Below are 25,922 nucleotides of genomic sequence, written 5' to 3' on the forward strand. Positions count from 1 at the left end.
CCACTCAGCCTCTGCCCCGGCCTCTGCCCGACCCCCGCCTGGCCCCGCCCGGCCCCCACCGGGCCCCCGGTCAGCCCCGGCCCCGCCCGGCCCGTACCGGGTCCCCGGTCAGCCCCTGCCCGGCCCCGCCGGGCCCCGTACGGCCCTCCGACGGCCCAACCGGCCCCCGGGCCCCCGCCCCGGCCGCTCTCCCGGCCTGATTCCGGGCCGCGCGGGAGCCCGCCGAGGGCCGTACAAGGGAAGAACCCGGCCACTGACACCTCACCGCTCCGCGGGCCGAGCACGTACGGTTGACGCATGACGAGCATCGGTGGTGCCGAGATGGTCGACTGGAATCTCGCGGTGGCGACCGCGACCCGCCTCGTGCGGCCGGGACCGGAAGTGACCAGGGACGAGGCGCGCGAGATCGTCGCCGAGCTGCGCAGGCATGCCAAGGCCTCGGAGGAGCATGTCCGCGCGTACACGCGGATGATCCCCGACGGCCACGAGCCACCGGACACCCCCGTGCTGGTCGTCGACCGGGCCGGCTGGGTGAAGGCGAACGTCGCGGGATTCCGTGAGCTGCTCAAGCCCCTGTTCGACAAGATGCTGGAGCGCCGCTCCGCCACCCCCGGCGGCGCCGTGCTCGGCGCGGTCGGCGGCAAGGTGACCGGCGTCGAACTGGGCATGCTGCTGTCGTTCATGGCCTCCCGGGTCCTCGGCCAGTACGAGACGTTCGCCCCCGCCACCCGCGATCTCCCGGCGGGCGAGCAGAGCGCGGGACGACTGCTCCTCGTCGCCCCCAACATCGTCCACGTCGAGCGCGAACTGGACGTGGATCCCCATGACTTCAGGCTCTGGGTGGCGCTCCACGAGGAGACCCACCGCACCCAGTTCACCGGGGTGCCCTGGCTGCGGGACCATCTCCAGGACGAGATCCAGTCCTTCCTCGACGAGACCGAGGTCGACCCGATGACCGTGCTGGAACGGCTGCGCGAGGCCGCCCAGTCGCTCTCCGGCGGCCGTCCCGAGGGCGAGGAGGACGAGCACGGCAGAAGCATCGTCGAACTGGTGCAGACCCCCGGACAGCGCGAGATCCTCGGCAGACTGACCGCCGTGATGTCCCTGCTCGAAGGCCACGCGGATTATGTGATGGACGGCGTAGGACCCGATGTCGTGGCCTCCGTCGCCGAGATCCGCGAGAAGTTCCAGCAGCGCAGGGCCCGCGGCGCCAGCCGGCTCGACCAGGCGCTGCGCAAGCTGCTCGGCCTCGACGCCAAGCTGCGCCAGTACCGGGACGGCGAGCGGTTCGTACGGGCCGTCGTCGAGGAGGTCGGCATGGCCGGCTTCAACCGGGTCTGGACCTCCCCGAACACACTCCCCACCAAGGCGGAGATCGCCAAACCGGCGGACTGGGTCGCGCGGGTGCACCGTAGGACGGATCCATAGGCCCGATCCGGCTCATGGCAGAAGGACGCCCCAGCTATCACCCATCCGAGGGACCGTGAGTGAGGGATAGGCGTGCAATGCTCGGGTAATGGCTCGGTTCTGTCACCATCGACGCACTCTGAGTGACGCTCTCCGTCCTTACTCCGACCGAGGCACCCCCCAAATAACATCACGAAGGGCACCGGATATGGGTCCCCATCCTGCGGTCGCGGCGATACGCCTGGCGGTCCGCCGCGTACTCCACGACGTCCTGACCGACCGCGCGCAGCACGCCCCCACCACCCCCGCCTCCGCCGCCCCGCCCCCCGGCGGCGGACGACCGCTCGTGCTGGTCGCCTGCTCCGGCGGCGCCGACTCCATGGCGCTCGCCTCCGCCCTCGCCTTCGAGGCCCCCAAGCTCTCCGTACGGGCCGGCGCCGTCACCGTCGACCACGGCCTCCAAGCGGGCTCCGACCTCCGCGCCGCCGAGGTCGTGGCCCGGCTCAGCGCCATGCGGCTCGACCCCGTCGAGTCCGTCGCGGTGACCGTGGGCCGCGAGGGCGGGCCCGAGGCCGCCGCGCGCGACGCGCGCTACGCCGCCCTGGACGCCGCGGCCGAGCGCCACGGCGCCGCCGCCGTCCTGCTCGGCCACACCCGCGACGACCAGGCCGAGACCGTGCTGCTGGGCCTCGCCCGCGGCTCCGGCACCCGTTCCCTCTCCGGCATGGCGGCCGTCTCGGGAACGGCCGGCCGCTACCGGCGCCCCTTCCTCCAGCTCGACCGCCAGACCGCGCGCAAGGCCTGTCTGGTCCAGTCGATCCCGGTCTGGGACGACCCGCACAACAGCGACCCCGCGTACACCCGTTCACGGCTGCGCCACGAAGGACTGCCCGCGCTGGAGAAATGCCTCGGCAAAGGCGTCGTCGAGGCCCTCGCCCGTACCGCGCAGCTCTCCCGCGACGACGCGGACGCCCTCGACGCCTGGGCCGCCGAGGCGGAGGGTGTCGTACGGGACGACGCGGGACTGCTGGATTGCGCCAAGTTGTACGCGCTCCCGCCCGCCGTCCGCCGCCGTGTCCTGCGCCGGGCGGTCATCGCCGCGGGCGCCCCCGCCGGATCACTGTTCGCCCGTCACATCGAAGAGGTCGACCGCCTGATCACGGGCTGGCGCGGCCAGGGAGCCATCAACCTGCCCGGCCGCGTGGAGGCCAGGAGGCAGGGTGGCAGACTGGTCGTCCGGCAGGGCTGAAGCGCGGAAGCACTACGGCTGTGTCTCCCGGGGCGCGAGTCCCGGACCCCCGGCCGACAACGAAAGTGATACGGGTGGACGACAAGGACATGGGCAACGACCTCCAGTCGGTGCTCATCACCAAGGAAGAGATCGACGCGAAGCTGGCCGACCTGGCCGCGAAGATCGACGCGGAGTACGCAGGCAAGGATCTGCTTCTCGTCGGGGTCCTCAAGGGCGCCGTGATGGCCATGGCGGACCTGGCGCGCGCGCTGTCCACCCCCGTGACGATGGACTGGATGGCCGTCTCCTCGTACGGAGCCGGCACCCAGTCCTCCGGTGTGGTCCGGATCCTCAAGGACCTGGACACCGACATCAAGGGCAAGCACGTCCTGATCGTCGAGGACATCATCGACTCGGGACTGACGCTGTCGTGGCTGCTCTCCAACCTCGGTTCACGGGAGCCCGCCTCGCTGGAGGTGTGCACCCTGCTCCGTAAGCCGGATGCCGCAAAGGTCGCGATCGACGTGAAATGGATCGGCTTCGACATTCCCAATGAGTTTGTCGTCGGATATGGCCTGGATTATGCGGAAAAGTACCGCAACATGCCTTTTGTCGGCACACTCGCACCACACGTCTACGGCGGCTAGATCCCGGTCCGGCGCGGAAAGGCTCCGTCGCCACCGGGAACCCCAGCGCTTCTCGCGCCGTTGGAGCAGGGGAAGACGGGTTTGTCAGCCGTCCCGTGCCATCGCGGGCCACAATGCTGGGGTACCGTCCGAAGAACAGTCTTTTCTCACAGCAGCATTTACCTACGGGCAGGAGGGACGGGGCGACTTCGCTCCGTATGGATGGACGTGAAGCGATACTTCCGTGGGCCGGTCATGTGGATCGTGCTGGCCGTCCTCGCCGTGGTCGTGTTGATGCAGGTCGTCGGCTCGTCGGGCGGCTACAAGACGGTGGACACCGGTGAGGTTGTCCAGGCGATCGACAAGAACCAGGCCGAGCAGGTCAAACTGACCACCGGCGACGAACAGATCATCAAGGTCGACCTCAAGAACGGGGTGAAGGTCAAGGGCAGCGACAAGATCCAGGCCAGCTATATCGGCAGCCAGGGTTCGACGCTCGCCAAGACACTTCAGACCAAGTTCCAGAACGGCGACATCAGCAAGGGCTATACGGTCTCGCCCTCGAAGCAGAGCCCGTTCGTCTCGGTGCTGCTGTCTCTGCTGCCCTTCGTGCTGATCGTCGTGGTGTTCCTGTTCCTGATGAATCAGATGCAGGGCGGCGGCTCCCGGGTCATGCAGTTCGGGAAGTCCAAGGCCAAGCTCATCACCAAGGACACCCCCAAGACGACCTTCGCCGACGTGGCGGGATCCGACGAGGCGGTCGAGGAACTCCACGAGATCAAGGAGTTCCTCCAGGAGCCGGCGAAGTTCCAGGCGGTCGGCGCCAAGATCCCGAAGGGTGTGCTGCTCTACGGCCCGCCCGGTACGGGCAAGACGCTGCTCGCCCGCGCGGTCGCGGGTGAGGCCGGGGTGCCGTTCTACTCGATCTCCGGGTCCGACTTCGTCGAGATGTTCGTCGGTGTCGGTGCCTCCCGGGTGCGCGACCTCTTCGAGCAGGCCAAGGCGAACGCCCCGGCGATCGTCTTCGTCGACGAGATCGACGCCGTCGGCCGGCACCGCGGCGCGGGCCTCGGCGGCGGACACGACGAGCGCGAACAGACCCTGAACCAGCTCCTCGTCGAGATGGACGGCTTCGACGTGAAGGGCGGCGTCATCCTGATCGCCGCCACGAACCGGCCCGACATCCTCGACCCGGCGCTGCTGCGGCCCGGCCGCTTCGACCGGCAGATCGCCGTCGACCGCCCGGACATGCAGGGCCGGCTGGAGATCCTCAAGGTCCACCAGAAGGGCAAGCCGGTCGCACCGGACGTCGATCTGGGCGCCGTCGCCCGTCGTACGCCCGGCTTCACCGGCGCGGACCTGGCGAACGTGCTGAACGAAGCGGCGCTCCTGACGGCGCGCAGCGACAAGAAGCTCGTCGACAACCACTCCCTGGACGAGGCGATCGACCGCGTCGTGGCGGGCCCGCAGAAGCGGACCCGGATCATGTCCGAGAAGGAGAAGAAGATCACCGCGTACCACGAGGGCGGACACGCCCTGGTCGCCGCGGCGTCTCCGAACTCCGACCCGGTGCACAAGATCACGATCCTCTCCCGCGGCCGGGCCCTGGGCTACACCATGGTCCTGCCCGACGAGGACAAGTACTCGACCACGCGCAACGAGATGCTCGACCAGCTCGCGTACATGCTGGGCGGGCGCGCGGCCGAGGAACTGGTCTTCCACGACCCGACCACCGGCGCGGCCAACGACATCGAGAAGGCCACCGCCACGGCCCGCGCGATGGTCACGCAGTACGGCATGACCGAGCGGCTCGGCGCGATCAAGTTCGGCGGCGACAACACCGAACCGTTCCTCGGCCGGGAGATGGCGCATCAGCGCGACTACTCGGAAGAGGTCGCGGCGCTGGTCGACGAAGAGGTCAAGAAGCTCATCGAGACCGCGCACAACGAGGCGTGGGAGATCCTCGTCGAGAACCGCGACGTCCTCGACAATCTGGTCCTCGCACTCCTGGAGAAGGAGACGCTCAACAAGGACCAGATCGCCGAGATCTTCGCGACCGTCGTGAAGCGGCCGGCCCGCCCGGCATGGACCGGCTCCTCGCGCCGTACACCCTCGACGCGGCCCCCGGTCCTCTCACCGAAGGAGCTGGCGCTGACCAACGGCGCGGCCGGTGCGAACGGCGGAATGCCCGCCGGGACCAACGGCGACACCTCCACCGAGGCACTCCCCGAGGAACGCCCCGAGAGCTGACCCCGGACCCTGACCGGCCCGGAATGGATGCCGCGCCCCCCAGGTTTTAGCCTGTGGGAGCGCGGCATTCGTATGCCCGCCCACAAGGACGGCACAGGAACGAGGCACACATGACCGACCCGGTGACGCTGGAGGGCGAGAGCCCGGTGCGTGAATTCGACGAGAAGCGGGCCGAGAACGCGGTGCGCGAGCTACTGATCGCCGTCGGCGAAGACCCCGACCGCGAGGGCCTCCGAGCCACCCCGGGCCGGGTGGCCCGCGCGTACAGGGAGATATTCGCCGGGCTCTGGCAGACCCCCGAGGACGTCCTCACCACCACGTTCGACCTCGGCCACGACGAATTGGTGCTGGTGAAGGACATCGAAGTGATGTCGTCCTGTGAACATCATCTGGTCCCCTTCGTGGGCGTCGCTCATGTCGGCTATATCCCGTCGGTGGACGGGAAGATCACCGGTCTGTCGAAGCTGGCCCGGCTGGTGGACGTCTATGCCCGTCGGCCTCAGGTCCAGGAGCGGCTGACGACTCAGATCGCCGACTCCCTGATGAAGATCCTGGATCCGCGCGGGGTGATCGTGGTCGTCGAGTGCGAGCACATGTGCATGACGATGCGGGGAGTCCGTAAGCCCGGTGCCAAGACAATCACTTCGGCGGTGCGCGGCCAGTTGCGCGTTCCCGCGACCCGGGCGGAGGCCATGAGCCTGATCATGGCCCACTGAGCGGCCGCGTTCACCGCGGCCGCTCAACGGGTGCGACCGGGCCCGGTCAGGCGGGGCCTGCGGGGGCTGTGCCGTGTTTGTCGTGGTCGTCGTGGTCGTCCGGGCCCTCGGGGAGTTTGCAGACGCGCTCCAGGAAGAAGGCCGCGATGATCACCGCGAGGCCCGCCAGTACGGAGAAGCCGGCGTAGAAGGCCTGGTCGCGGCGGGAGGGGATGTCGAGATGGCCGAGCAGATAGACGCCCGTGCCGCCGTAGATTCCCGAGACCAGCGCCGCCACCAGGGCGCTGGCCTGGCCGAAGACCACCGCGCGGGCCGCCATCAGGGGGTCGACGCCCTTGGCGTCGGGGCGCCGCTCGCGCTGGGCGCGTAGCCGGGAGCGCAGGGAGAGCGCGGTCGCGGTGAGCACGACGGCGATCACGGCGAGGACGATGGGTGCCGCGAGCGGCACGCTCGGCAGGGTGCCGAGCGAGTCCCAGAGGCGGGCCCCGGCCCAGGAGAGCACGCCGGCCACCACGAACAGCCCGGCCAGGACGCCGATCCGCAACTGCTTCACCGAGAGAGCCGCCCTTCGCCTTGCTGTACCGACCCGCTGAGCCTAACGACTACTCGGGCAGGCGGAGTTCCAGATCGTCCCGGGTCCGTACCCCGCCGCGGCCGACGGCCGCGAGCAGTTCGGCGACCGCGCCACGGCCCGGCACCTGGGCCTCCGGCTCCACGTCGTGCCACGGGGCGAGGACGAACGCGCGCTCATGGGCCCGGGGGTGAGGGAGGGTGAGCCCCGGGTCGTCCGAGACGACGTCCGCGTACGCGAGGATGTCCACGTCGATGGTGCGCGGCCCCCAGCGCTCGTCGCGCACCCGGTCGAAGGCCTCCTCGATGGCCTGGCCGCGCTCCAGCAGGGACGACGGCGGCAGGGTCGTTTTGATGAGGACCACGGCGTTGAAGTAGGAGGGCTGCGAGCCCTGTTCCACCCCCCATGGCTCGGTCTCGTACACCGGGGAGACGGCCTTGACCCGTAGTCCCGGGGTGTCCTCCAGGGCGTCGATGGCGCCCTGGAGCGTCTCCAGCCGGTTGCCGAGATTGGAACCGAGGGAGACCACGGCCCGTTGTGGATTGGAGAGGGTGGTGTCCGCCGCGTCGACCCGCGCGACCACGGAGGCGGGTACGGGCTGCACGGTCGGGTCGCTCTGCGACCCGTTGGTGGAGAACAGGGTCATACTCGGCTCCGGGTGATGGTGATGGTCACATCGTCGAAGGGGACGGTGATCGGGGCGTCGGGCTTGTGGACGATCACCTCGACCTCCTGGACGCCGTTGTGCTTCAGGCACCGCTGCGCGATGCGCTCGGCCAGGGTCTCGATCAGGTCGACCGGTTCTCCCCGGACGATCTCCACGACCTCCTCGGCCACGATGCCGTAGTGCACGGTCTTCGCCAGGTCGTCGTCGGCGGCCGCGGGGCGGGTGTCGAGGCCCAGCACCAGATCCACGATGAAGGTCTGCCCCTCTTCGCGCTCCCGGGGGAAGACGCCATGGTGCCCACGGGCCTTGAGGCCGCGCAGCGCGACACGATCCACGCGAATCACTCCTGCTGTCGTTGGTCTCGGGGCACCTGTCCCGGTACGGGCGGCACCGTGCCCTCGTTTGAATCTACCCGCGAGCGCCGTCGCCGTTCCCCCGTGGGGGGAGGGCGGTGTGTCACACGGACCGCGGTCCCCCCTGTCCGCCGGCCCCGGCATCTCGTTCACAGGGGCGGCCTACCCACTTACGCGGCTGTCTCGTCGTCCGGTTCGTCATCGGTTTCGGTCAGAACGGGTGAACCGTGGTGCGCCCAGAGTTTCCAGCCCTCGGGGGTGCGCCGGAAGACATTGGTGGCGACGACGAGCTGGCCGACGAGGGGTCCCAGCTCGCCGCTCTCCTCGGCCGGACCGCCGCTGAGGATGTTCTCCGTGCAGGTCACCAGGGCGGTGTCGGCGGAGACGGAGACGGTGACATCGGTGAGGAAGAACTGGATGTACTCGGTGTTCGCCATGATCAGGGCGTAGGAGCGCAGGACGTCGCCGCGGCCGGTGAGGACCGGCCAGCCCGGGTGGACACAGGAGATCTCGTCGCCCGTGCTCTCCAGCCAGAGCCCGGACAGCGAGTCGAGGTCGCCGCGCTCCATGGCCTCGTAGAAGGTGGTGTTGGCCTGTTCGACCTGCTCGTTGTCCGTGAGCGCGGTCACCGGGCGGCGCCCTCGACCGCGCGGGCCACGCGGACCGCGTCGGCCGTCGCCCGTACCTCGTGGACCCGGACCGCCCAGGCGCCCTGGTGTGCGGCGATGGCGGAGACGGCCGCGGTGGCCGCGTCGCGTTCGCGGGCGGGGGGCGGGGAGCCCTCGCCGCCGGCGAGAACATGGCCGAGGAACCGCTTGCGGGAGGCGGCGACCAGCAGCGGGCGGCCCAGGGCGCGCAGCTCGGGCAGATGGGCGAGGAGCGCCAGGTCGTGTCCGGCCTGTTTGGCGAAGCCGAGGCCGGGGTCGATGACGAGATGCTCGGGGGCGATACCGCCGGCGATCACGGCGTCCATCCGGGCGCGCAGCTCGGCGGTGACCTCGGCGACGACGTCCTCGTAGACGGCGCGGCTGTTCATGTCCCGGCTGAAGCCGCGCCAGTGCATCACCACGAAGGGCACCCGGGCGGCGGCGACCGTGGGCACCATGGCGGGGTCGGCGAGTCCGCCGCTGACGTCGTTGACCAGGACGGCGCCGGCCGCGACGGACCGTTCGGCGACGGAGGCGCGCATGGTGTCGACGGAGACGCGGACGCCTTCGGCGGCCAGGCCCCGTACGACGGGGACGACGCGCCTCAGCTCCTCGTCCTCGTCGACCCGGGTGGCGCCGGGCCGGGTCGATTCGCCGCCGACGTCGATCAGATCGGCGCCCTCGGCGACGAGATCGAGGCCGTGCTTGACGGCGGCGGTGGTGTCGAACCAGCGACCGCCGTCGGAGAAGGAGTCGGGTGTCACATTGACGACGCCCATGACCGCGCAGCGGTCCCACCCCGGCAGGCCCTCGACGGTGCCTCGTCCACGCAACGTACTCATACGCCCACCCTAAGGGCTGTCCTGTGATCCCCGGCGGGCGCGCGACGACAGCCAGGGCCTCTCGCCGCGTTGTCGGAACGTCCCCGTACGCCCGGTATGGGGATGCGCACTGTCGGGCGACGCGCCGCATCCGGTGCCGCGCGGTGCCGTCCGTGCTCCCGGGCCCCGGGGTGGTGACCGGCGCGGGGCGCGGGCCGCGGAACGGTCCGGGCGCGCGGCGGGGCGGACGGCCCGTCAGCCGATCGGGGGGTATTCCGGGGGTGTGCCCCGGCCGGGTCGGCACCGATTCCGTTTTGTCCCCATCTAGCGTCACAGACATCACTTCCCGTGGCTCCGCGGGAAGGGTTGGGGTCCGTGTCCGCCGCTTCCTCGCGGCAGCGGACGTGTCGCGACCTCCAGGACGGAGCTTTCGGGGGGAGGGTTCCTCCGCGTTCCGGAAAATCTCTCGGGAGAAAGCTCGGTGGACATGGGTCTTACCAGCCGTAAAGTCCTCGCCCTGGCCGTCCTGCTGGCCGTGCTGCTGTTCGTCGCCACGGTCTGGCTGTGGCCGCGGCTGGCGGTGCGTTCGCCGCGTGCCGTGTGCGGCCGGGTGGGTCTGCTGTTCGCCACCCAGGTGTCCCTCTTCGTGGCCGTCGCCCTGGTGGCGAACCAGTACTTCCTCTTCTACGGTTCCTGGCGGGACCTCCTCGGCCAGGAGCAGGAGCTGGGGGCGGTCGTCGGCCGGGCGGGCGACGGCAAGAACATCACGCTCATGGACACCCAGCGGTCGCCCGTGCCGGGCAGCAAGCAGCCCACGGTGGCCGGCCAGATCCAGAAGATCGCCATCGGCGGCCCGAGGTCGGGGATCGACAGCACCGCGTACGTCTATCTGCCGCCGGAGTACTTCCAGCACCACTTCTCGCGGCTGTCCTTCCCCGCCACGGTGGTGCTCACCGGCTATCCCGGGGTGGCGGAGAACCTGATCAAGGGGCTGAACTATCCGAGGACCGCCTGGGAACTGGCCAGGAAGGGCAAGATGCAGCCGATGGTCCTGGTGATGCTGCGGCCCACCGTGGCGCCGCCGCGGGACACCGAGTGCGTGGACGTGCCCGGCGGGCCGCAGACCGAGACCTTCTTCGCCAGGGACCTGCCGCTGGCGGTGTCACGGACGTACCGCGTCAAGGCCGAGCCGCGGAACTGGGGCATCATCGGCAACTCCACCGGCGGCTACTGCGCGCTGAAGATCGCCCTGCACCATCCGGAGCGCTACTCGGTGGGCGCGGGGCTCTCCGCGGACTACAAGGCGGCCGAGGACCCGACGACCGGTGATCTCTTCCACGGTGACCAGCGGCTGCGGAACCGGGCCGATCTGCTGTGGAGCCTGGAGCACCTCCCGCAGGGCAATTCCTCCCTGCTCGTCACCAGCTCCAGGAAGGGCGAGCGCAATCTCCGGGCCACCCGGGAGTTCATCCGCAAGGTCAGGCCGCCCGCGCAGGTGTCGTCGATCATCCTCGACAGCGGCGCGCACAACTTCAACACCTGGCGCCGTGAGATCCCGTCGGCCCTGGAGTGGATGAGCGGCCGGCTCAGCGCGGACTGAGGCTGACGCTCTCCAGCGCCACCTCGGTACGGGGGATGTCCTGCGCGTCCGCGTCGATGGAGCGGCGCAGCGCCTCGTGGAGCCGCGCGGGGGTGAGGACCCCCAGGAACCGTCCCGTCTCCTCCTTGTCGATGACCGCGATCCATCCGGCGTCGTGCTGGAGCATCGTGGCGAAGGCCTGCTTGAGGGAGGCGCCGACGGGCAGCCATGCCTCCATCCGGCGGGCGTGTTCGCGTACGGTCCCCGACGCCGACGAGCCGGTCCGGTCGGTGGAGATCCAGCCGTGGAGGTTGTCCTCGGAGTCCAGGACGACGGCCCAGCGGGCGCCCTCCTCGGCGAGCTTCGCCGCGGCCCGCTGGAGCGGGTCGTCGAGATGGAGTACGGGCGGCTGTTCGAGATCGCCTTCCTCGATGGGGGTGACGGAGAGCCGCTTGAGGCCGCGGTCGGCGCCGACGAAGTCCGCGACATACGGGGTGGCGGGGGTGCCGAGCACGGCGGCGGGGGCGTCGAACTGTTCGATCCTGCCCTGTCCGTAGACGGCGATACGGTCGCCGAGCCGGACGGCCTCCTCGATGTCGTGTGTGACGAAGAGCACGGTCTTGCGGACGGCGGCCTGGAGCTTGAGGAACTCGCTCTGGAGGTGGTCGCGTACGACGGGGTCGACCGCGCCGAACGGCTCGTCCATCAGCAGGACGGGCGGGTCGGCGGCGAGGGCGCGGGCCACGCCGACGCGCTGGCGCTGGCCGCCGGAGAGCTGCTCGGGATAGCGGTCGCCGTAGACGGACGGGTCGAGACCGACCAGGTCGAGGAGTTCGGCGGCGCGCTTGCGGCCCTTGTCGCGCTGCCAGCCGAGGAGATGCGGAACGGTCGCGGTGTTCTCCAGGACCGTCTTGTGCGGGAAGAGGCCGACCTGCTGGATGACATAGCCGATACGGCGCCTGAGCTGCACCGGGTCGATGGCCGAGATGTCGTCCCCGTCGAGGAATATCCGTCCTTCGGTCGGCTCGATGAGCCGGTTGACCATTTTCATGGTGGTGGTCTTGCCGCAGCCGGAGGGTCCGACGAGCGTGACCAGTTCGCCCTGGGAGACCTCGAAGGAGAGGTCGTCGACGGCGCTGGTGCCGTCCGCGTACCGCTTGGTGACGTGCTCGAATCGGATCATGGTTCCCCATTGTGCGGCGTGTTGTGTGAAGGCCATGTTGCTGGAATGTGGCGGGCTTCCGCGAATGTCCGTGGTCGGGGATAGGGTCGCCAGACAGCAGGAACCAGCCATACGTTCGGACGGACGGGGGAGGTGGAACGCATGAAGACGCAGAGTTGCCTGGCGGCGAACGACTGGATCTGCGGGGAATATCTCCGGTCGCGCAGCCAGGAGCTGATCGACGCCACGGTCCAGCATGTGTGGATCACCGCGGTCTCCGTCGTGATCGGACTGCTGGTGGCTTTTCCCCTGGCGCTGCTGGCGCGGAGCAGGCCCTCTTTCGCCGGACCGGTGCTGGGGCTGACCACGCTGCTCTACACGATTCCCTCGCTGGCGATGTTCTCGCTGCTGCTTCCGGTCTTCGGGCTCTCCGCCGGTCTGGTGATCACGGGACTGGTCCTCTATTCGCTGACCATTCTCGTGCGGAACATCATCGCGGGGCTGGATTCGGTGCCCGAAGAGGCACGGGAGGCGGCGCGCGGGATGGGGTACGGCCCGGGGCGGATGCTCTGGGAGGTCGAGCTGCCGCTGGCGCTGCCCGCGCTGATGGCCGGTCTGCGGATCGCCACGGTGTCGACGATCGCCCTGACCACGGTCGGCTCGATCATCGGCAGGGGCGGTCTGGGCAATCTGATCGAGGACGCGCTGCCGAGCTTCTTCAAGGCGCAGGTGCTGACGGCCTCCGTGCTCTGTGTGCTGCTGGCGGTCGTGGCGGATCTGCTGCTGCTCGGGGCGCAGCGGCTGCTGACGCCCTGGACGCGGATACGGACGGCCGCGCCGCGCGTGCCGGGTCCCGCCCGCCATGAGACCGCCGGCGCGGGCGCGGCCGATATGAGCGACCCGGCGAAGGCGGTGGGCTGACCATGGGTGTGCTGGGTGACGCCTGGAGCTGGCTGACGACCGGCGCCAACTGGGAGGGCGAGAGCGGTGTGTGGCACCGGCTGGCGGAGCATGTGTTCGTCAGCGGGGTCTCGTTGGCGGTGGCCTGCGCGATAGCCCTGCCGCTGGCGCTGTATCTGGGCCATATCGGCAAGGGCGGCGCGCTCGCGATCAATATCTCCAATGTGGGCCGGGCGATTCCCGTCTTCGCGGTGCTGGCCCTGTTCATGGTCTCGCCGCTGCGCAACGCGGGCTCGGTGCCCACGGTCATCGCGCTGGTGCTCTTCGCCGTACCGCCCCTGCTGACCAACGCCTATGTGGGGATGCGGGAGGTGGACAGCGCGGTCGTCGAGGCCGCCCGGGGGATGGGTATGTCCGGGCGCCAGCTCTTCGTACGGGTGGAGCTGCCCCTCGCGTATCCGCTGGTCATGACCGGTCTGCGGTCCGCCTCCGTCCAGGTGGTGGCCACCGCCACCATCGCCGCGATGGTGGGCCAGGGCGGGCTCGGCCGGATCATCACCGCCGGCTTCAACACCTACAACACCGCGCAGGTGGTCGCGGGCGCACTCCTCGTGGCGCTGCTCGCGCTGTTCGTCGAGGGCGTGCTGGTGGCGCTGGACCGGGTGATCGACCCGGCCCCGTCCGTCGCCACCGGACCCTCAGGACCCACCGGACCCTCAGGACCCGCCGTGCCTTCGGGACCCGACGGGCCGTCCCGATCCTCCGGCGGCAGGACCCCGTCCCGCACGACCGCGTGACGACCGACCTCATTGGCTTCTTGGAGATGGTGAACCTCATGAGCAAGACCTCGCGCATCGCGGGTGCGGTACTGGGAGCGGTGGCTCTGACCACGTCGCTCGCCGCATGCGGCGGCGACAGCCTGGAGAACGACAAGGCGGGCTCCGCCGCCACGCCCGGTTCCGGGGAGAAGGGCTCGCTCGTCGTCGGCGCGGCGGCCTTCACGGAGTCCAAGGTGCTGGCGGAGCTGTACGCCCAGATCCTGGGCGACGCCGGGTACTCGACGTCCGTGACCACGGTGAAGAACCGTGAGCTCTACGAACCGTCCCTGGAGAAGGGCGAGATCGACGTCGTTCCCGAATACGCGGCGACGATCACGGAATTCCTCAACGCGAAGGTGAACGGCGCCGACGCGGCCCAGGCGAAGCCGCTCGCCTCCAGCGACGCGGACGCCACCGTCGCCGAGCTGAAGAAGCTCGCGGAGCCGCTCGGGCTGAAGGTGCTGCCGGTCGGCCAGGCCGTCGACCAGAATGCCTTCGCGGTCACCAAGGAATTCGCCGAGAAGAACAACCTCAAGACGCTTTCCGATCTTGGAAAGTCCAAGATCAAAGTGAAGATCGCGGCGGGTGACGAGTGCGAGGTGCGGCCGTTCTGCGCGCCGGGCCTGAAGAAGACGTACGGCATCGATGTCGCGGGCATCGACCCCAAGGGCGTCGGCACTCCGCAGTCCAAGCAGGCCGTCAAGGACGGTGTGGACCAGGTGGTTCTCAGTTCCACCACGGATGGCACGCTCGACAGCTTCGGGCTGGTTGTTCTGGAGGACGACAAGAAGCTCCAGAACGCCGACAACGTACTGCCGGTGGTCAATGCCAAGGACGCGGGTTCGCAGGAGATAGCCGATGTCCTGGGCAAGCTGACCGCCGCCCTCACGACCGACGATCTCGCGCGGTTGAACCTCAAGGTCGACGCCGAGCGCGCGAAGCCCGAGGATGTCGCGAAGGAGTATCTGGAGTCCAAAGGTCTGGTCAAGAAGTAGCCGCCGGCCGGCGGCCGGGAGGCCGCCGGAAGGTAAAGCGCGGCAGGCAAAACGGAGTTCTGTAGAGGAAAGAGGGGAAAGGGATCGGCGCCCCGTGTAAGTGGGGTTGGGCCGATTGTTCGACCGGCCCCCCAATCGGTCTCCGTACGCGGTAAATTTCAGGCCATGCCACGTGGACGCCACCGCCATTCCCCACCCCTCCACAAGATTCTGCCGCCCGCGGCGGTCGCCGGAGCCGCGGTTCTCTGCGCCACGGGCGCCTGGCTCTTCACGGAGCCCGTGGTGCTCCGGGGTCTGGTCGCGGCGACGGCGGCCGTGGCCGTCGGCGGCGCGGTCCTGATGCGCGCCTGGGACCGCGGCGCGGGCCGCACGGTCGCCGAGCTGACGCGCGCGCGGGAGAGCGACCAGTGGCGGACCGAGGAGCGCACGGCCGAGCTGGAGGCCGATGTCGAGGAGGCACGCGAGCTGCGCCTCAAGCTGGAGGCCAAGCTGCGCTCCAAGCGGGTCGAGCTGGCCAAGCTGCGCGGTGAGCACGCGGCGCTGCTGCGCCGGTACGCGACCGCGGAGACCGAGCGCGCCACCGCGCTGGAAGGACGGCGTCAGCTCGCCATCGAGGCCGCGACCCCGCCCAAGGCCCTGACCGCGGCGGGCGCCACGCCGGCCGCGGCGGCGTTCCTGAGCGCGGCGCGGGCCCTGGACGAGCTGTCGCGCAACGGCGAGGCCCAGCGGGCGCGGCAGGAGGCCGAAGCGGCCGCCCACGAGAGCGAGCGCGCCGAGGAGACCGGCGGGACGGAGCCGGAGAGCGGGGCGGTGGCAGCCGGGGCCGAGCAGCACACCCGCCCGTCGTCCGCCCTTCCCGCCACCCGGGCGGCGACCCCCTCGGCGATCGTGCCGTACTCCTCGCAGCGCGGCCCGGTGCGCCGGCCCGAGGGCGGTTTCGACTTCTTCGGGACCCAGGCCGGGCACGGGCACGGACAGCAGGGCGCGCCCGCCGCCCGGGGCGCGCGCGACGGCGGCCAGCACAAGAAGACGGCGGAGGGAGCGGGCGACGACACCGCGTCCGCGGCCGACTCCGACCGGCCCGCACCGGTCGCCGCACCGGCGCGGGTGGAGGCCGAGGACCTCGCCGATGTGGTGGGCGAGGAGGCCCTCGCCGAACGGCGCGGCGAGGAGCGGGCCGTCGGCCAGGTCATCGATCTGACCGAGCACGACGAGCACGACGAGAGCGAACCCGTCGAGGACGGGAGCGAGTCCCTCGAAGCGGGCTCGCTCCGCAGCGCCGTCAGCTCCTGACCCCGCGGGCGGCGGGCGGCTACTTGTCGATGTCGCCGACGACGAAGAAGAGCGAGCCCAGGATCGCCACCATGTCGGCGACCTGGGTGCCCGGCAGCAGCTCGGTCAGCGCCTGGATGTTGTTGAACGAGGCCGACCTGAGCTTGAGCCGGTACGGAGTCTTCTCGCCCTTCGAGACCAGGTAGTAGCCGTTGATGCCGAGAGGGTTCTCGGTCCAGGCGTAGGTGTGGCCCTCGGGCGCCTTGAGCACCTTGGGCAGCCGCTGGTTGATCGGACCGGGCGGCAGCTCCGCGATCCGGTCCAGACAGGCGTCCGCCAGGGCCAGCGCGTTGTGCGTCTGCTCCAGCAGGCATTCGAAGCGGGCCAGACAGTCCCCGTCCTCCCGGGTGACGACCCTGAGCGTGTCCTGGAGTTCGCCGTACGCGAGATACGGCTCGTCCCTGCGCAGATCGAAGTCGACGCCCGAGGCACGGGCGATCGGCCCGGACACCCCGTACCCGTGGACGGCCTCCCGGGACAGCACACCGACCCCCCGGGTACGGCCCCGGAAGATCTCGTTGCCGAGGACCAGCCGGTCGTACACGTCCATCCGTGAACGGACCTCGGCGACCGCGTGCCTGGCCCGGCCCAGCCAGCCGGCCGGCAGGTCCTCCTTGAGGCCGCCGACCCGGTTGAACATGTAGTGCATCCGGCCGCCGGAGACCTCCTCCATCACGGCCTGAAGCTCCTCGCGCTCCCGGAACGCGTAGAACACCGGGGTGATACCGCCCAGTTCGAGGGGGTAGGAGCCGATGAACATCAGATGGTTCAGCACCCGGTTCAGCTCGGCCAGCAGCGTCCTGGTCCACACGGCGCGCTCGGGCACCTCCATGCCGAGCATCCGCTCGACGGCCATCACCACACCCAGCTCGTTGGAGAACGCCGAGAGCCAGTCGTGACGGTTGGCGAGCACCACGATCTGCCGGTAGTCACGCGCCTCGAAGAGCTTCTCCGCGCCGCGGTGCATATAGCCGACGACCGGCTCCGCGCTGCGGATCACCTCGCCGTCGAGCACCAGACGGAGGCGGAGCACACCGTGTGTCGAGGGGTGCTGCGGCCCGATGTTGAGCACCATGTCGGTGCTCTCCGCGGCGCCGCCGATGCCGACCGTCGTGCGGGTGGTCTCCGTCATGGCCGACAGTCTCTCAGAGGTCCCGTGCGGGCCGTCGGAGCGGTACCCGCCTCCCCGGAGCCGAGTTCCGGCGCTTCGACACCGACGGGCTGGATCAGCCAGCCGAAGTCCCCGAGACCGCCGCGCGCCGTCAGCTCCGCCGCCTCCCCGGCCGCCGCGAGCGCCCGTACATAGGCGGCGGGGTCGGTGCCCGCCAGGGACAGCGGCGGCCGGGCGCCGCTCACCCCGAGACCGCGCAGCGCCTCGCGCTGGTTGAGCAGCACGGCACCGGGCAACGCGCAGGCGTCCAGCGCCACATGGGCGGTCAGATCGCGGCTGCCGTCCGGTACGGGGCGCACCTCGCGGCCCCCGAGGAAGCCGGTCAGCGTGCCGAAGGGCGGCCGGGCGTCCCGGACGTGCGCGTAGTCGACGGCGACCGCGAGCCCCCGCTCCAGCGTGGCGACGGCCGCCGCCCACGCCTCGTCGCGCGGCCGGCCGATCTCGGCCCGGGTGCCGGGTCCGGCCGGCGGCCACCAGCGCGCCAGCCACCGCGCGTCCCGGCCCCCGACCGGCTCGCCCGGCTCCTCGGAGCCGTCCGGCCGTACCAGGACATACCGTACGGTCCCGTCGTCGGCGGTCTCCGCGATGTCGACGGGGACGTTGTCCAGCCACTCGTTCGCGAAGACCAGCCCGCTCACCCCGGCCGGCGGCTCGGCGCACCACTCGATACGCGGATCCAGACCCGCCGGGCGCGGGGCGCGCTCGACCGCGTACGGCCGTACCGCGAGCCCGCCCGGGAGCGCGGCCAGGACTCCGGTCAGCAGCTCACCACGGCCCGCGCCGATGTCGACGAGCGCCACCTCGTCCGTGCCGAGCCGCTCGGCGGTCAGCAGGAGCAGCCGGGCGACGGCGGAGGCGAAGAGCGGGGAGGCGTGCACCGAGGTGCGGAAGTGCCCGGCCGGGCCCTCGGGCCGCAGATAGAAGCCGCCGGGGCCGTAGAGCGCGTCCTGCGCGGCCACCCGCCAGCGCCGTGCGCGGGGCCCGTACCGTATGCCCCGGACCCCCTGCGACTTACACGTCTCATCCGTCACGGAGCCAAGTCTCCACCTTGGGGAGTACGCTTCCGCCGACCGGATCGACCCTCCGGTTGACCCGTCCGCCGTTTCCGCATACCTACGCTGGGTTACGTGCAGCGCTTCTACGACTTTCTCCGCAGACACCCGACGGGCGTCGACAGCTTCTGGGCTGTCCTGCTCTTCGGGTTCTCTCTGCTGTGGGTGGTCCAGCAGACCGCCGGGGTGGTGCCGCGGCTGGTGGCCATCGTGGTGGTCGCGCTGCTGTGCCTGTCCCTGGCGCTGCGCCGCCGGGCCCCCGAGAAGACGCTGCTGCTCGTGCTGGGCCTGGGGCTCGCCCAGGTGGTGCTGGACGTCCAGGTCAACCCGGCCGACTTCGCGATGCTGGTGGTCATCTACACCGTCTCCGCGCAGGGCGGCCCGCGCTGGGCCTCCCAGCTCGCGCTGACGGGGGGGCTGCTCGCCGCCCCGATCTCGCAGGTGCGCTGGCCCGAGGAGCAGGCCGGCACCACGGGCCGGGTCGTCGTGGCCGTCATCATGAGCGTGCCGTTCGCCCTGGCCTGGGTGCTGGGCGACTCCGCCCGTACCCGCCGCGCCTACTTCGACCAACTGGAGGAGCGCGCCACCCGGCTGGAGAAGGAGCGCGAGGCGCAGGCGAAGGTGGCGGTGGCCGCCGAGCGCGCCCGTATCGCCCGTGAGCTGCACGATGTCGTCGCGCACAACGTGTCGGTGATGGTGGTTCAGGCGGACGGCGCCGCCTATGTGCTGGACGCCGCTCCCGGCCAGGCCAAGGAGGCACTGGAGACCATTTCGAGCACCGGCCGCCAGGCGCTGGCGGAGATGCGCAGACTGCTCGGGGTGCTGCGGACCGGCGACACCAAGGAGGGCGGCGAGTACGTACCGCAGCCCGACGTCGGACAGATAGAGGATCTGGTCGAGAAGGTGCGGGGCGCGGGCCTCGCCGTGGACTTCAAGATCGAGGGCACCCCCCGGCCGCTGCCCAGCGGGGTGGAGCTGACGGCATACCGCATCGTGCAGGAGGCCCTCACCAACAGCCGCAAGCACGGCGGACCCGATGTCGGTGCCAGCGTGCGTCTGGTCTACTTCGACGACGGGCTCGGGCTGCTCGTCGAGGACGACGGCCGGGGCGCGGCGCACGAGCTGTACGAGGACGGCGGGGCCGACGGGCGCGGACACGGTCTGATCGGGATGCGGGAGCGGGTCGGGATGGTGGGGGGCACGCTCGACGCCGGGCCGCGGCCGGGCGGCGGCTTCCGGATCAGCGCACTGCTCCCGCTGAAGCCCGCACACTAGCGAAACCCGAGCACCCCGGCCGAAACCCGAGCACCCCGGCCGGAGCCCGCATCCCGGCCGGGGCCCGCGCACCGGCCGGAGCCCGCACCCCGGCCGGGGCCCGCGCACCGGCCGCCCCGGGGCACGCGCTTTCGTCTTCTCCCCCTACCGGACAAGGAACCCGCAGATGTCGATCCGCGTGATGCTCGTCGACGACCAGGTGCTGCTGCGCACCGGTTTCCGTATGGTGCTGGCCGCGCAGCCGGACATGGAGGTCGTCGCGGAGGCCGGCGACGGCGCGGAGGCGATCGAGAACCTCCGTTCCACCACCGTGGACGTGGTGCTGATGGACGTCCGGATGCCCCGGCTCGACGGGGTCGAGGCGACCCGGCGGATCTGCGCGGAGCCGGGCGCCCCGAAGGTGCTCATCCTGACCACCTTCGACCTGGACGAGTACGCCTTCTCCGGGCTGAAGGCGGGGGCGAGCGGCTTCATGCTGAAGGACGTGCCCCCCGGTGAGCTGCTGAGCGCGATCCGCTCGGTGCACAGCGGTGACGCGGTGGTCGCCCCGTCCACGACACGACGGCTGCTCGACCGCTTCGCGCCGATGCTGCCGACGAGCACCAAGCCGCAGCACAAGGAGCTGGAACGGCTCACCGAACGCGAGCGCGAAGTGATGCTGCTGGTGGCCCAGGGGCTGTCGAACGGCGAGATCGCGGGGCGGCTGGTGCTCTCGGAGGCGACGGTGAAGACCCATGTCGGCCGGATCCTCACGAAGCTGGGACTGCGGGACCGGGTGCAGGTGGTGGTGCTGGCGTACGAAACGGGCCTGGTCCGCGCGGGATCGCCGCCCGGCGCAGGGGCGTAGTCCCCGGGGGCGGCTTGTAGCCCCCGGAGGCGGGTCGTAGTCCCTGGGGGCGGGGCGTAGTCCCCGGGGACGGGGGTGCGCCGCGGGCCGGTGGTGGTGCGCCGGTGCGTACGCCCGCCGGGAAGCGCACCGCACGGTCCACCGGCCCCGCGCCTCCGGGGTTATGACGACTGCCGGCCGGACTCCTCCGTCAGGCGGGTCATGAACTCGGCCACCGCCGACCGCACATCCTCCGCCGTCCACTCCAGCCCCGGTTCCGTCACCGTGATCTCCGTGAAGGAGAGGCCGGGCGGGCCGGACGGCGCGGCCGACCAGACGCGGAAGAGCGCCGTCTTCGTCTCCTCCGCCTGGCGCACCGACGCCTCGTTCAGCACGTCCGGCGGGTACGGCAGCCAGACCTGGAACTGGTGCGTGTGCGGCGGCTCCGGATGGACGCGGAACCAGGGCGCCCCGGACTCCGCGAACCCCTCGGACAGCGCCGCCGCCACGACGCGCGCGTGGGCGACGTACGACGGCAGCCTCGGCAGCTCGCGCTCCAGGCCCACCAGGGCCGACAGCGCCGCCGGGAACTGCTGGAAGAGCTGGCCCCCGTACCGGTGGCGCCAGACCCGTGCCTCCTCCACCAGCTCCCGGGGACCGACGAGCGCCGCGCCGGACAGCCCGTCCAGGGACTTGTAGAAGGACACGTACACGCTGTCCGCGAGACCCGCGATCTCCGCCCGCGTGCGCCCGAAGTGCGGCTCGCACTCCCACAGGCGCGCGCCGTCGAAGTGCACCACCGCGTCCCGCTCGCGCGCCGCGTTCACCACCGCGACCAGTTCGTCCCAGGTGGGCAGCACGAAGCCCGCGTCCCGCAGCGGCAGCTCCAGCATCAGCGTGCCGAACGGATCGGCGAGGTCCTGGACCTCCTCGGCGGTCGGCAGCCGCGGCTCGGTCGTGGGATGGACCGTACGCAGTCCGCCGACGGCCGACAGCGCCCCGCCCTCGTGCACCTCGGGGTGGGCGAGCGGATGCAGCGCCACGGTCGCGTTCCCCGTGCGCCCCGCCCAGCACCGGAGCGCCACCTGCTGCGCCATCGTGCCCGTGGGGAAGAAGGCCGCGGCCGGGAAGCCGAGCAGCGACGCCACCCGCCGCTCCAGCTCCGCCACGACCCCGTTCCCGTACAGGTCCGTCCATTCGTCCAGATCGTGGACCGACCCCGCGTCCGCCGCCAGGGCGGCCAGCCGCTCCCCGAGCCGCTGGTTCATCCCGGGCCGCACCAGCGCGCGCTCGCACCCCTCCCACGCCGCCAGCCTGCGCCGCCGCGCGGCGTCCGCGGCCTTCTCGTCCGTGTGCCCGGCCTCGGACCGTGCCCGGTCGGCCGGTTCTTTCGTCTCTTCCATGGCCCGCATCATCGCCCACGCGCCGCCGCCTGCCCACAGCCTGTGGACAGCCAGGTGGCCGGGCGGAACGCTGGCGTAGCATGGCGAGAAATCGTCCGGTACCCCCCGCGGACTGGAACGGAAGGCCCCGCCGCGTGAACCCAACAGCTCAGGAACCCCTCGATCCCCGGGACCGTCCGGCCCGGCTCACCGTCGGTGTCGTGGGAGCGGGCCGCGTCGGGCCGGCGCTCGCCGCGTCCCTCCGGCTCGCCGGACACCGCCCGGTCGCCGTCTCCGGAGTCTCCGACGCCTCCCGGCGCAGAGCGGCCGCGCTGCTCCCCGATATCCCCCTGGTCACCCCCGCGGAGGTCCTCGCCCGCGCCGAGCTGGTGCTGCTGACCGTTCCCGACGACGCGCTGCCACGGCTGGTCGAGGGGCTGGCGGAGACCGGCGCCGTACGGCCGGGACAGCTCCTCGTCCACACCTCGGGGCGGTACGGCGCGAAGGTCCTCGACCCCGCCCTGCGGGCCGGCGCCCTGCCGCTGGCCCTGCACCCCGTGATGACCTTCACCGGCTCCTCGGTGGACGTCCAGCGGCTCGCGGGCTGCTCCTTCGGCGTCACCGCGCCCGAGGAGCTGCGTCTGGCCGCCGAGGCCCTGGTCATCGAGATGGGCGGCGAGCCCGAGTGGATCGCCGAGGAGTCCCGTCCGCTTTACCACGCGGCGCTCGCGCTGGGGGCGAACCACCTGGTCACGCTGGTGGCGCAGTCGATGGAGCTGCTCCGTACGGCCGGGGTCGCCGCCCCGGACCGGATGCTGGGCCCGCTGCTCGGCGCCTCGCTGGACAACGCCCTGCGCTCCGGCGACGCCGCCCTGACCGGCCCCGTCGCGCGCGGTGACGCGGGCACGGTCGCCGCACACGTCGCGGAGCTGCGCACACACGCTCCGGGGGCCGTCGCCGGATATCTCGCGATGGCCCGTACGACCGCGGACCGGGCGCTGACGCACGGACTGCTCAAGGCGGAGCTGGCGGAAGACCTCCTGGACGTCCTCGCCGACGGGGACAGCCTGGGGGACACCCGAGGCGGCGGAGCCACCGGGGGTGGCACCCGATGAGCCTCGCACTCGCCGCCACCCGGGCCGAGCTGGACGGGCTGCTCGGCCGGCACACGGGCGGCGGCCCCACCGCCGTCGTGATGACCATGGGCGCGCTGCACGACGGGCACGCGAGCCTGATACGCGCGGCCCGCGCCCATGCAGGACCCGCGGGCTTCGTGGTGGTCACGGTCTTCGTCAATCCGCTCCAGTTCGGCGCGGGAGAAGACCTCGAACGGTATCCGCGCACGCTCGAAGCCGATCTGCGGATCGCCGGGACGGCGGGCGCCGACGCCGTGTTCGCGCCCTCCGTGGACGAGGTCTACCCCGGCGGCGCCCCCCAGGTCACGATCGCCGCGGGCCCCATGGGCGAGCGGCTCGAAGGCGCCTCGCGCCCCGGCCACTTCGACGGCATGCTCACCGTCGTCGCCAAGCTGCTCCACCTCACCCGGCCTGACGCCGCCTTCTTCGGCCGCAAGGACGCCCAGCAGCTCGCCCTGATCAGCAGGATGGCCCGCGATCTGAACTTCCCGGCCGAGATCATCGGCGTACCGACGGTCCGTGAGGACGACGGGCTGGCGCTGTCCAGCCGCAACCGCTATCTCTCCGTGGCCGAGCGCCGCACCGCCCTCGCCCTCTCCCGGGCCCTCTTCGCCGCCCATGACCGCCTCGGGGCGCTGTACGCGCTGCGCGCCCGCGCCGAGTCCGCCCCCGCACCGGGCGCCCGCGCCGCCGCGCTCTCGGCGCTCGGCGAGGCCCGGCTCGCGGCCGACGCCCACGCGGTGGCCGTCGCGGGGACGTCCACCGCGCGCACCCGCCCCTGCGGAGCGGACGCCGTACGGGCCGCGGCCGGCGCCGTGCTCGCCGAGGCGGCCCGCGCCGTGCCGCCCCTCGTCCTCGACTATCTGGCCCTGGTCGACCCCGCCGACTTCACGGAGGTCCCCGACGACCACACCGGTGAGGCCGTCCTCGCCGTCGCCGCGCGGGTCGGCACCACCCGGCTGATCGACAACATCCCCCTGACCTTCGGAGCCCCCAAGTGACCGGAACCGGAATACGGCTGACCGCCCCCGCACCGGGCTGGGCCATCGACGCCGATGTCGTCGTGGTCGGCTCCGGTGTCGCCGGTCTCACCACGGCACTGCGCTGCACGGCCGCCGGGCTCCGCACGGTCGTCGTCACCAAGGCCCGCCTCGACGACGGCTCCACGCGCTGGGCCCAGGGCGGGATCGCGGCAGCGCTCGGCGAGGGCGACACCCCGGAACAGCATCTGGCGGACACCCTGGTCGCCGGGGCGGGACTCTGTGACGAGGAGGCGGTCCGCACCCTGGTCACCGAGGGCCCCGCGGCCGTACGGAGACTGATCGGCACCGGCGCGCACTTCGACACCCATGCCACCGGGGAGCTCCAGCTCACCCGCGAGGGCGGCCACCACCGCCGCCGTATCGCCCACGCGGGAGGCGACGCGACCGGCGCCGAGATCTCCCGCGCGCTGGTCGAGGCGGTACGGGCCGCCGCGCTCCGTACCGTCGAGAACGCGCTGGTGCTCGACCTGCTCACGGACGAGCGGGGCCGTACCTCAGGGGTCACCCTCCATGTCATGGGGGAGGGGCAGCACGACGGCGTCGGCGCGGTCCACGCCCCCGCGGTGGTCCTGGCCACCGGCGGGATGGGCCAGGTCTTCTCCGCGACGACCAACCCCGCGGTCTCCACGGGCGACGGCGTGGCACTGGCGCTGCGCGCGGGCGCGGAGGTCTCGGACCTGGAGTTCGTGCAGTTCCACCCGACAGTGCTCTTCCTCGGAGCCGGATCCGAGGGGCAGCAGCCGCTGGTCTCCGAGGCGGTACGGGGAGAGGGCGCCCATCTCGTGGACGCCGACGGCGTACGGTTCATGCTCGACCAGCACGAACTGGCCGAGCTGGCGCCCCGCGACATCGTCGCCAAGGCGATCACGCGCCGGATGCTGGAGCAGGGCGTCGAGCACATGTATCTGGACGCGAGGCACTTCGGCGCGCGGATGTGGGAAAGCCGCTTCCCCACGATCCTGGCCGCCTGCCGCGGCCATGGCATCGACCCCGTCACGGAGCCGATACCGGTGGCCCCCGCCGCGCACTACGCGTCGGGCGGCGTCCGTACGGATCTGCGCGGCCGGACGACGGTGCCGGGGCTGTACGCGTGCGGGGAGGTCGCCTGCACGGGAGTCCACGGCGCGAACCGGCTGGCCTCCAACTCCCTGCTGGAGGGACTGGTGTTCGCGGAGCGGATCGCGGCGGACATCGCGGCCGCGCCACGCGGCGCCGCCCCCGCGGAGCCCGCCCCGGCCCCGGCCGGACCCGCCATCAGCCGGCTGGCCCTGATCGACCCCGAGGCGCGGGCCGGGATCCAGCGGATCATGTCCGAGGGCGCGGGTGTGCTCAGATCGGCGCGGAGCCTGGGGACGGCGGCGGAAGCCCTGGAGACCATCTTCCAGCGCTCTCTCCAGCAGGACACGGCCCCGGCCCACGACGGCGGCCGGGCCCACGACGGTGGCCTGGTCCACGACGGTGGCCTGGTCCACGACGGTGCCCGGCGGGACGACGCGCGGGAGGCCGGGGACCACCCGGCCGGGTCCCGCGGCGGCGGTCCGGACAGCTCCGGCGGCTTCGGTGGCACCGACGGCTCCGGTGGCACCGACGGCTCCGGTGGCTCCGGCGGTCTCGGCGGGAAGGCCGCCGTGCCCGGTGTCGACTCCTGGGAGACCTCCAACCTCCTCTGTGTCGCCCGCGTCCTGGTCGCCGCCGCGCTGGAGCGCGAGGAGACCCGGGGCTGCCACTGGCGCGATGACCACCCCGAGCGCGAGGACACCGACTGGCGCCGGCACCTTGTCGTCCGCCTCCTGCCCGACCGCGCCCTGGAGATCCGGCGCACCGGCACGGCCTCCTTCCCGCCCGTGCGCCCCGCCGCCGGACCCTCCCCCGTATCTCCCGCCGCCCCCGCCTCCGTAGCTGCCGCCCGTCCCGCCCCCCGTGACCTCCCACATCCCGCCGACGCCCCCAGGGAGCCGTAAA

Annotated in this window: 24 protein-coding genes; 15 read left to right on the forward strand and 9 right to left on the reverse strand. The window is 71.7% G+C overall.

Annotated elements, in window-relative coordinates; all coding sequences use genetic code 11:
• The first annotated feature begins 297 nt into the window (after positions 1-297).
• The 5 genes from ACFYYH_RS09260 to folE all read left to right on the forward strand — a co-directional run bounded on the left by ACFYYH_RS09260 (position 298) and on the right by folE (position 6,230).
• Positions 298-1,428, forward strand: coding sequence for a zinc-dependent metalloprotease (locus ACFYYH_RS09260; RefSeq protein WP_388547970.1), 1,131 nt, complete (start codon positions 298-300; stop codon positions 1,426-1,428).
• 187 nt (positions 1,429-1,615) lie between these two features.
• Complete coding sequence (gene tilS, locus ACFYYH_RS09265; protein ID WP_388547972.1) at positions 1,616-2,656, forward strand: tRNA lysidine(34) synthetase TilS; 1,041 nt, start codon at positions 1,616-1,618, stop codon at positions 2,654-2,656.
• 89 nt (positions 2,657-2,745) lie between these two features.
• The gene (gene hpt, locus ACFYYH_RS09270) at positions 2,746-3,285 is read left to right on the forward strand and encodes a hypoxanthine phosphoribosyltransferase (protein WP_388548128.1); all 540 of its coding nucleotides are present in this window, start codon (positions 2,746-2,748) and stop codon (positions 3,283-3,285) included.
• Between the two features lie 201 nt (positions 3,286-3,486).
• Positions 3,487-5,514: an ATP-dependent zinc metalloprotease FtsH gene (ftsH, locus tag ACFYYH_RS09275; RefSeq protein ID WP_388547976.1), complete on the forward strand. Its 2,028-nt coding sequence runs from the start codon at positions 3,487-3,489 to the stop codon at positions 5,512-5,514.
• A gap of 110 nt (positions 5,515-5,624) precedes the next feature.
• Positions 5,625-6,230 (forward strand): GTP cyclohydrolase I FolE, encoded by a 606-nt coding sequence (gene folE / locus ACFYYH_RS09280; RefSeq protein ID WP_388547979.1) that lies wholly within the window; start codon positions 5,625-5,627, stop codon positions 6,228-6,230.
• A 46-nt stretch (positions 6,231-6,276) separates the two neighbouring features.
• On the opposite strand, the gene ACFYYH_RS09285 is transcribed toward folE, so the two are convergent.
• The 5 genes from ACFYYH_RS09285 to folP all read right to left on the reverse strand — a co-directional run bounded on the left by ACFYYH_RS09285 (position 6,277) and on the right by folP (position 9,310).
• Entirely contained in the window at positions 6,277-6,783 is a 507-nt protein-coding gene (locus ACFYYH_RS09285; RefSeq protein ID WP_388547982.1) for a DUF3180 domain-containing protein, read from the reverse strand.
• A gap of 49 nt (positions 6,784-6,832) precedes the next feature.
• Positions 6,833-7,447: a 2-amino-4-hydroxy-6-hydroxymethyldihydropteridine diphosphokinase gene (gene folK, locus ACFYYH_RS09290; RefSeq protein WP_388547985.1), complete on the reverse strand. Its 615-nt coding sequence runs from the start codon at positions 7,445-7,447 to the stop codon at positions 6,833-6,835.
• Positions 7,444-7,803 (reverse strand): dihydroneopterin aldolase, encoded by a 360-nt coding sequence (gene folB / locus ACFYYH_RS09295; protein ID WP_388547988.1) that lies wholly within the window; start codon positions 7,801-7,803, stop codon positions 7,444-7,446. The genes folK and folB overlap by 4 nt, the downstream gene beginning before the upstream one ends.
• A gap of 188 nt (positions 7,804-7,991) precedes the next feature.
• On the reverse strand, positions 7,992-8,450 hold the full coding sequence (locus ACFYYH_RS09300) for a nuclear transport factor 2 family protein (protein ID WP_388547990.1): 459 nt from the start codon (positions 8,448-8,450) through the stop codon (positions 7,992-7,994).
• A complete protein-coding gene (gene folP, locus ACFYYH_RS09305) occupies positions 8,447-9,310 on the reverse strand; it encodes a dihydropteroate synthase (protein ID WP_388547992.1) in 864 nt (287 codons plus the stop codon). Before folP ends, ACFYYH_RS09300 begins: the two co-directional genes overlap by 4 nt.
• A 466-nt stretch (positions 9,311-9,776) precedes the next feature.
• Here folP and ACFYYH_RS09310 point away from each other — a divergent pair, with 466 nt between their 5' ends.
• On the forward strand, positions 9,777-10,889 hold the full coding sequence (locus ACFYYH_RS09310) for an alpha/beta hydrolase (RefSeq protein WP_388547994.1): 1,113 nt from the start codon (positions 9,777-9,779) through the stop codon (positions 10,887-10,889).
• Here ACFYYH_RS09310 and ACFYYH_RS09315 read toward each other — a convergent pair.
• Positions 10,876-12,051: an ABC transporter ATP-binding protein gene (locus ACFYYH_RS09315; RefSeq protein ID WP_388547996.1), complete on the reverse strand. Its 1,176-nt coding sequence runs from the start codon at positions 12,049-12,051 to the stop codon at positions 10,876-10,878. The genes ACFYYH_RS09310 and ACFYYH_RS09315 overlap by 14 nt on opposite strands.
• Positions 12,052-12,192: 141 nt before the next feature.
• Between ACFYYH_RS09315 and ACFYYH_RS09320 the strand changes: the two genes are divergently transcribed.
• The 4 genes from ACFYYH_RS09320 to ACFYYH_RS09335 all read left to right on the forward strand — a co-directional run bounded on the left by ACFYYH_RS09320 (position 12,193) and on the right by ACFYYH_RS09335 (position 16,036).
• On the forward strand, positions 12,193-12,951 hold the full coding sequence (locus tag ACFYYH_RS09320; protein ID WP_388547999.1) for an ABC transporter permease: 759 nt from the start codon (positions 12,193-12,195) through the stop codon (positions 12,949-12,951).
• A 2-nt stretch (positions 12,952-12,953) separates the two neighbouring features.
• Positions 12,954-13,727, forward strand: coding sequence for an ABC transporter permease (locus tag ACFYYH_RS09325; protein ID WP_388548002.1), 774 nt, complete (start codon positions 12,954-12,956; stop codon positions 13,725-13,727).
• 38 nt (positions 13,728-13,765) lie between these two features.
• Complete coding sequence (locus ACFYYH_RS09330; RefSeq protein WP_388548005.1) at positions 13,766-14,743, forward strand: ABC transporter substrate-binding protein; 978 nt, start codon at positions 13,766-13,768, stop codon at positions 14,741-14,743.
• 165 nt (positions 14,744-14,908) lie between these two features.
• Complete coding sequence (locus tag ACFYYH_RS09335; RefSeq protein WP_388548008.1) at positions 14,909-16,036, forward strand: hypothetical protein; 1,128 nt, start codon at positions 14,909-14,911, stop codon at positions 16,034-16,036.
• Between the two features lie 19 nt (positions 16,037-16,055).
• Here the strand turns inward: ACFYYH_RS09335 and ACFYYH_RS09340 are convergent, their stop codons facing one another.
• Both ACFYYH_RS09340 and ACFYYH_RS09345 read right to left on the reverse strand, forming a co-directional pair.
• Positions 16,056-17,207 (reverse strand): NADH-quinone oxidoreductase subunit D, encoded by a 1,152-nt coding sequence (locus ACFYYH_RS09340; protein ID WP_388548010.1) that lies wholly within the window; start codon positions 17,205-17,207, stop codon positions 16,056-16,058.
• Entirely contained in the window at positions 17,204-18,277 is a 1,074-nt protein-coding gene (locus ACFYYH_RS09345) for an SAM-dependent methyltransferase (protein ID WP_388548013.1), read from the reverse strand. The genes ACFYYH_RS09340 and ACFYYH_RS09345 overlap by 4 nt, the downstream gene beginning before the upstream one ends.
• Before the next feature lie 96 nt (positions 18,278-18,373).
• Here ACFYYH_RS09345 and ACFYYH_RS09350 point away from each other — a divergent pair, with 96 nt between their 5' ends.
• Both ACFYYH_RS09350 and ACFYYH_RS09355 read left to right on the forward strand, forming a co-directional pair.
• On the forward strand, positions 18,374-19,573 hold the full coding sequence (locus tag ACFYYH_RS09350; RefSeq protein ID WP_388548016.1) for a sensor histidine kinase: 1,200 nt from the start codon (positions 18,374-18,376) through the stop codon (positions 19,571-19,573).
• 166 nt (positions 19,574-19,739) lie between these two features.
• On the forward strand, positions 19,740-20,420 hold the full coding sequence (locus ACFYYH_RS09355; protein WP_388548020.1) for a response regulator: 681 nt from the start codon (positions 19,740-19,742) through the stop codon (positions 20,418-20,420).
• 161 nt (positions 20,421-20,581) lie between these two features.
• Here ACFYYH_RS09355 and ACFYYH_RS09360 read toward each other — a convergent pair whose 3' ends face one another.
• Positions 20,582-21,802 carry a threonine aldolase family protein gene (locus ACFYYH_RS09360; protein ID WP_388548023.1) on the reverse strand — a complete coding sequence of 407 codons (1,221 nt, stop codon included), beginning with the start codon at positions 21,800-21,802 and terminating at the stop codon, positions 20,582-20,584.
• 134 nt (positions 21,803-21,936) lie between these two features.
• Here ACFYYH_RS09360 and ACFYYH_RS09365 point away from each other — a divergent pair, with 134 nt between their 5' ends.
• The 3 genes from ACFYYH_RS09365 to ACFYYH_RS09375 are packed head-to-tail and all read left to right on the forward strand — an operon-like array spanning position 21,937 to position 25,921.
• Positions 21,937-22,896, forward strand: a complete 960-nt coding sequence (locus ACFYYH_RS09365; protein WP_388548025.1) for a Rossmann-like and DUF2520 domain-containing protein — start codon at positions 21,937-21,939, stop codon at positions 22,894-22,896.
• A complete protein-coding gene (gene panC / locus ACFYYH_RS09370) occupies positions 22,893-23,918 on the forward strand; it encodes a pantoate--beta-alanine ligase (protein WP_388548028.1) in 1,026 nt (341 codons plus the stop codon). The genes ACFYYH_RS09365 and panC overlap by 4 nt, the downstream gene beginning before the upstream one ends.
• On the forward strand, positions 23,915-25,921 hold the full coding sequence (locus tag ACFYYH_RS09375) for an L-aspartate oxidase (protein WP_388548031.1): 2,007 nt from the start codon (positions 23,915-23,917) through the stop codon (positions 25,919-25,921). Before panC ends, ACFYYH_RS09375 begins: the two co-directional genes overlap by 4 nt.
• The last annotated feature ends 1 nt before the right edge of the window (position 25,922 follow it).

The organism is Streptomyces sp. NPDC002018 (assembly GCF_042890865.1).
Taxonomy (GTDB): domain Bacteria; phylum Actinomycetota; class Actinomycetes; order Streptomycetales; family Streptomycetaceae; genus Streptomyces.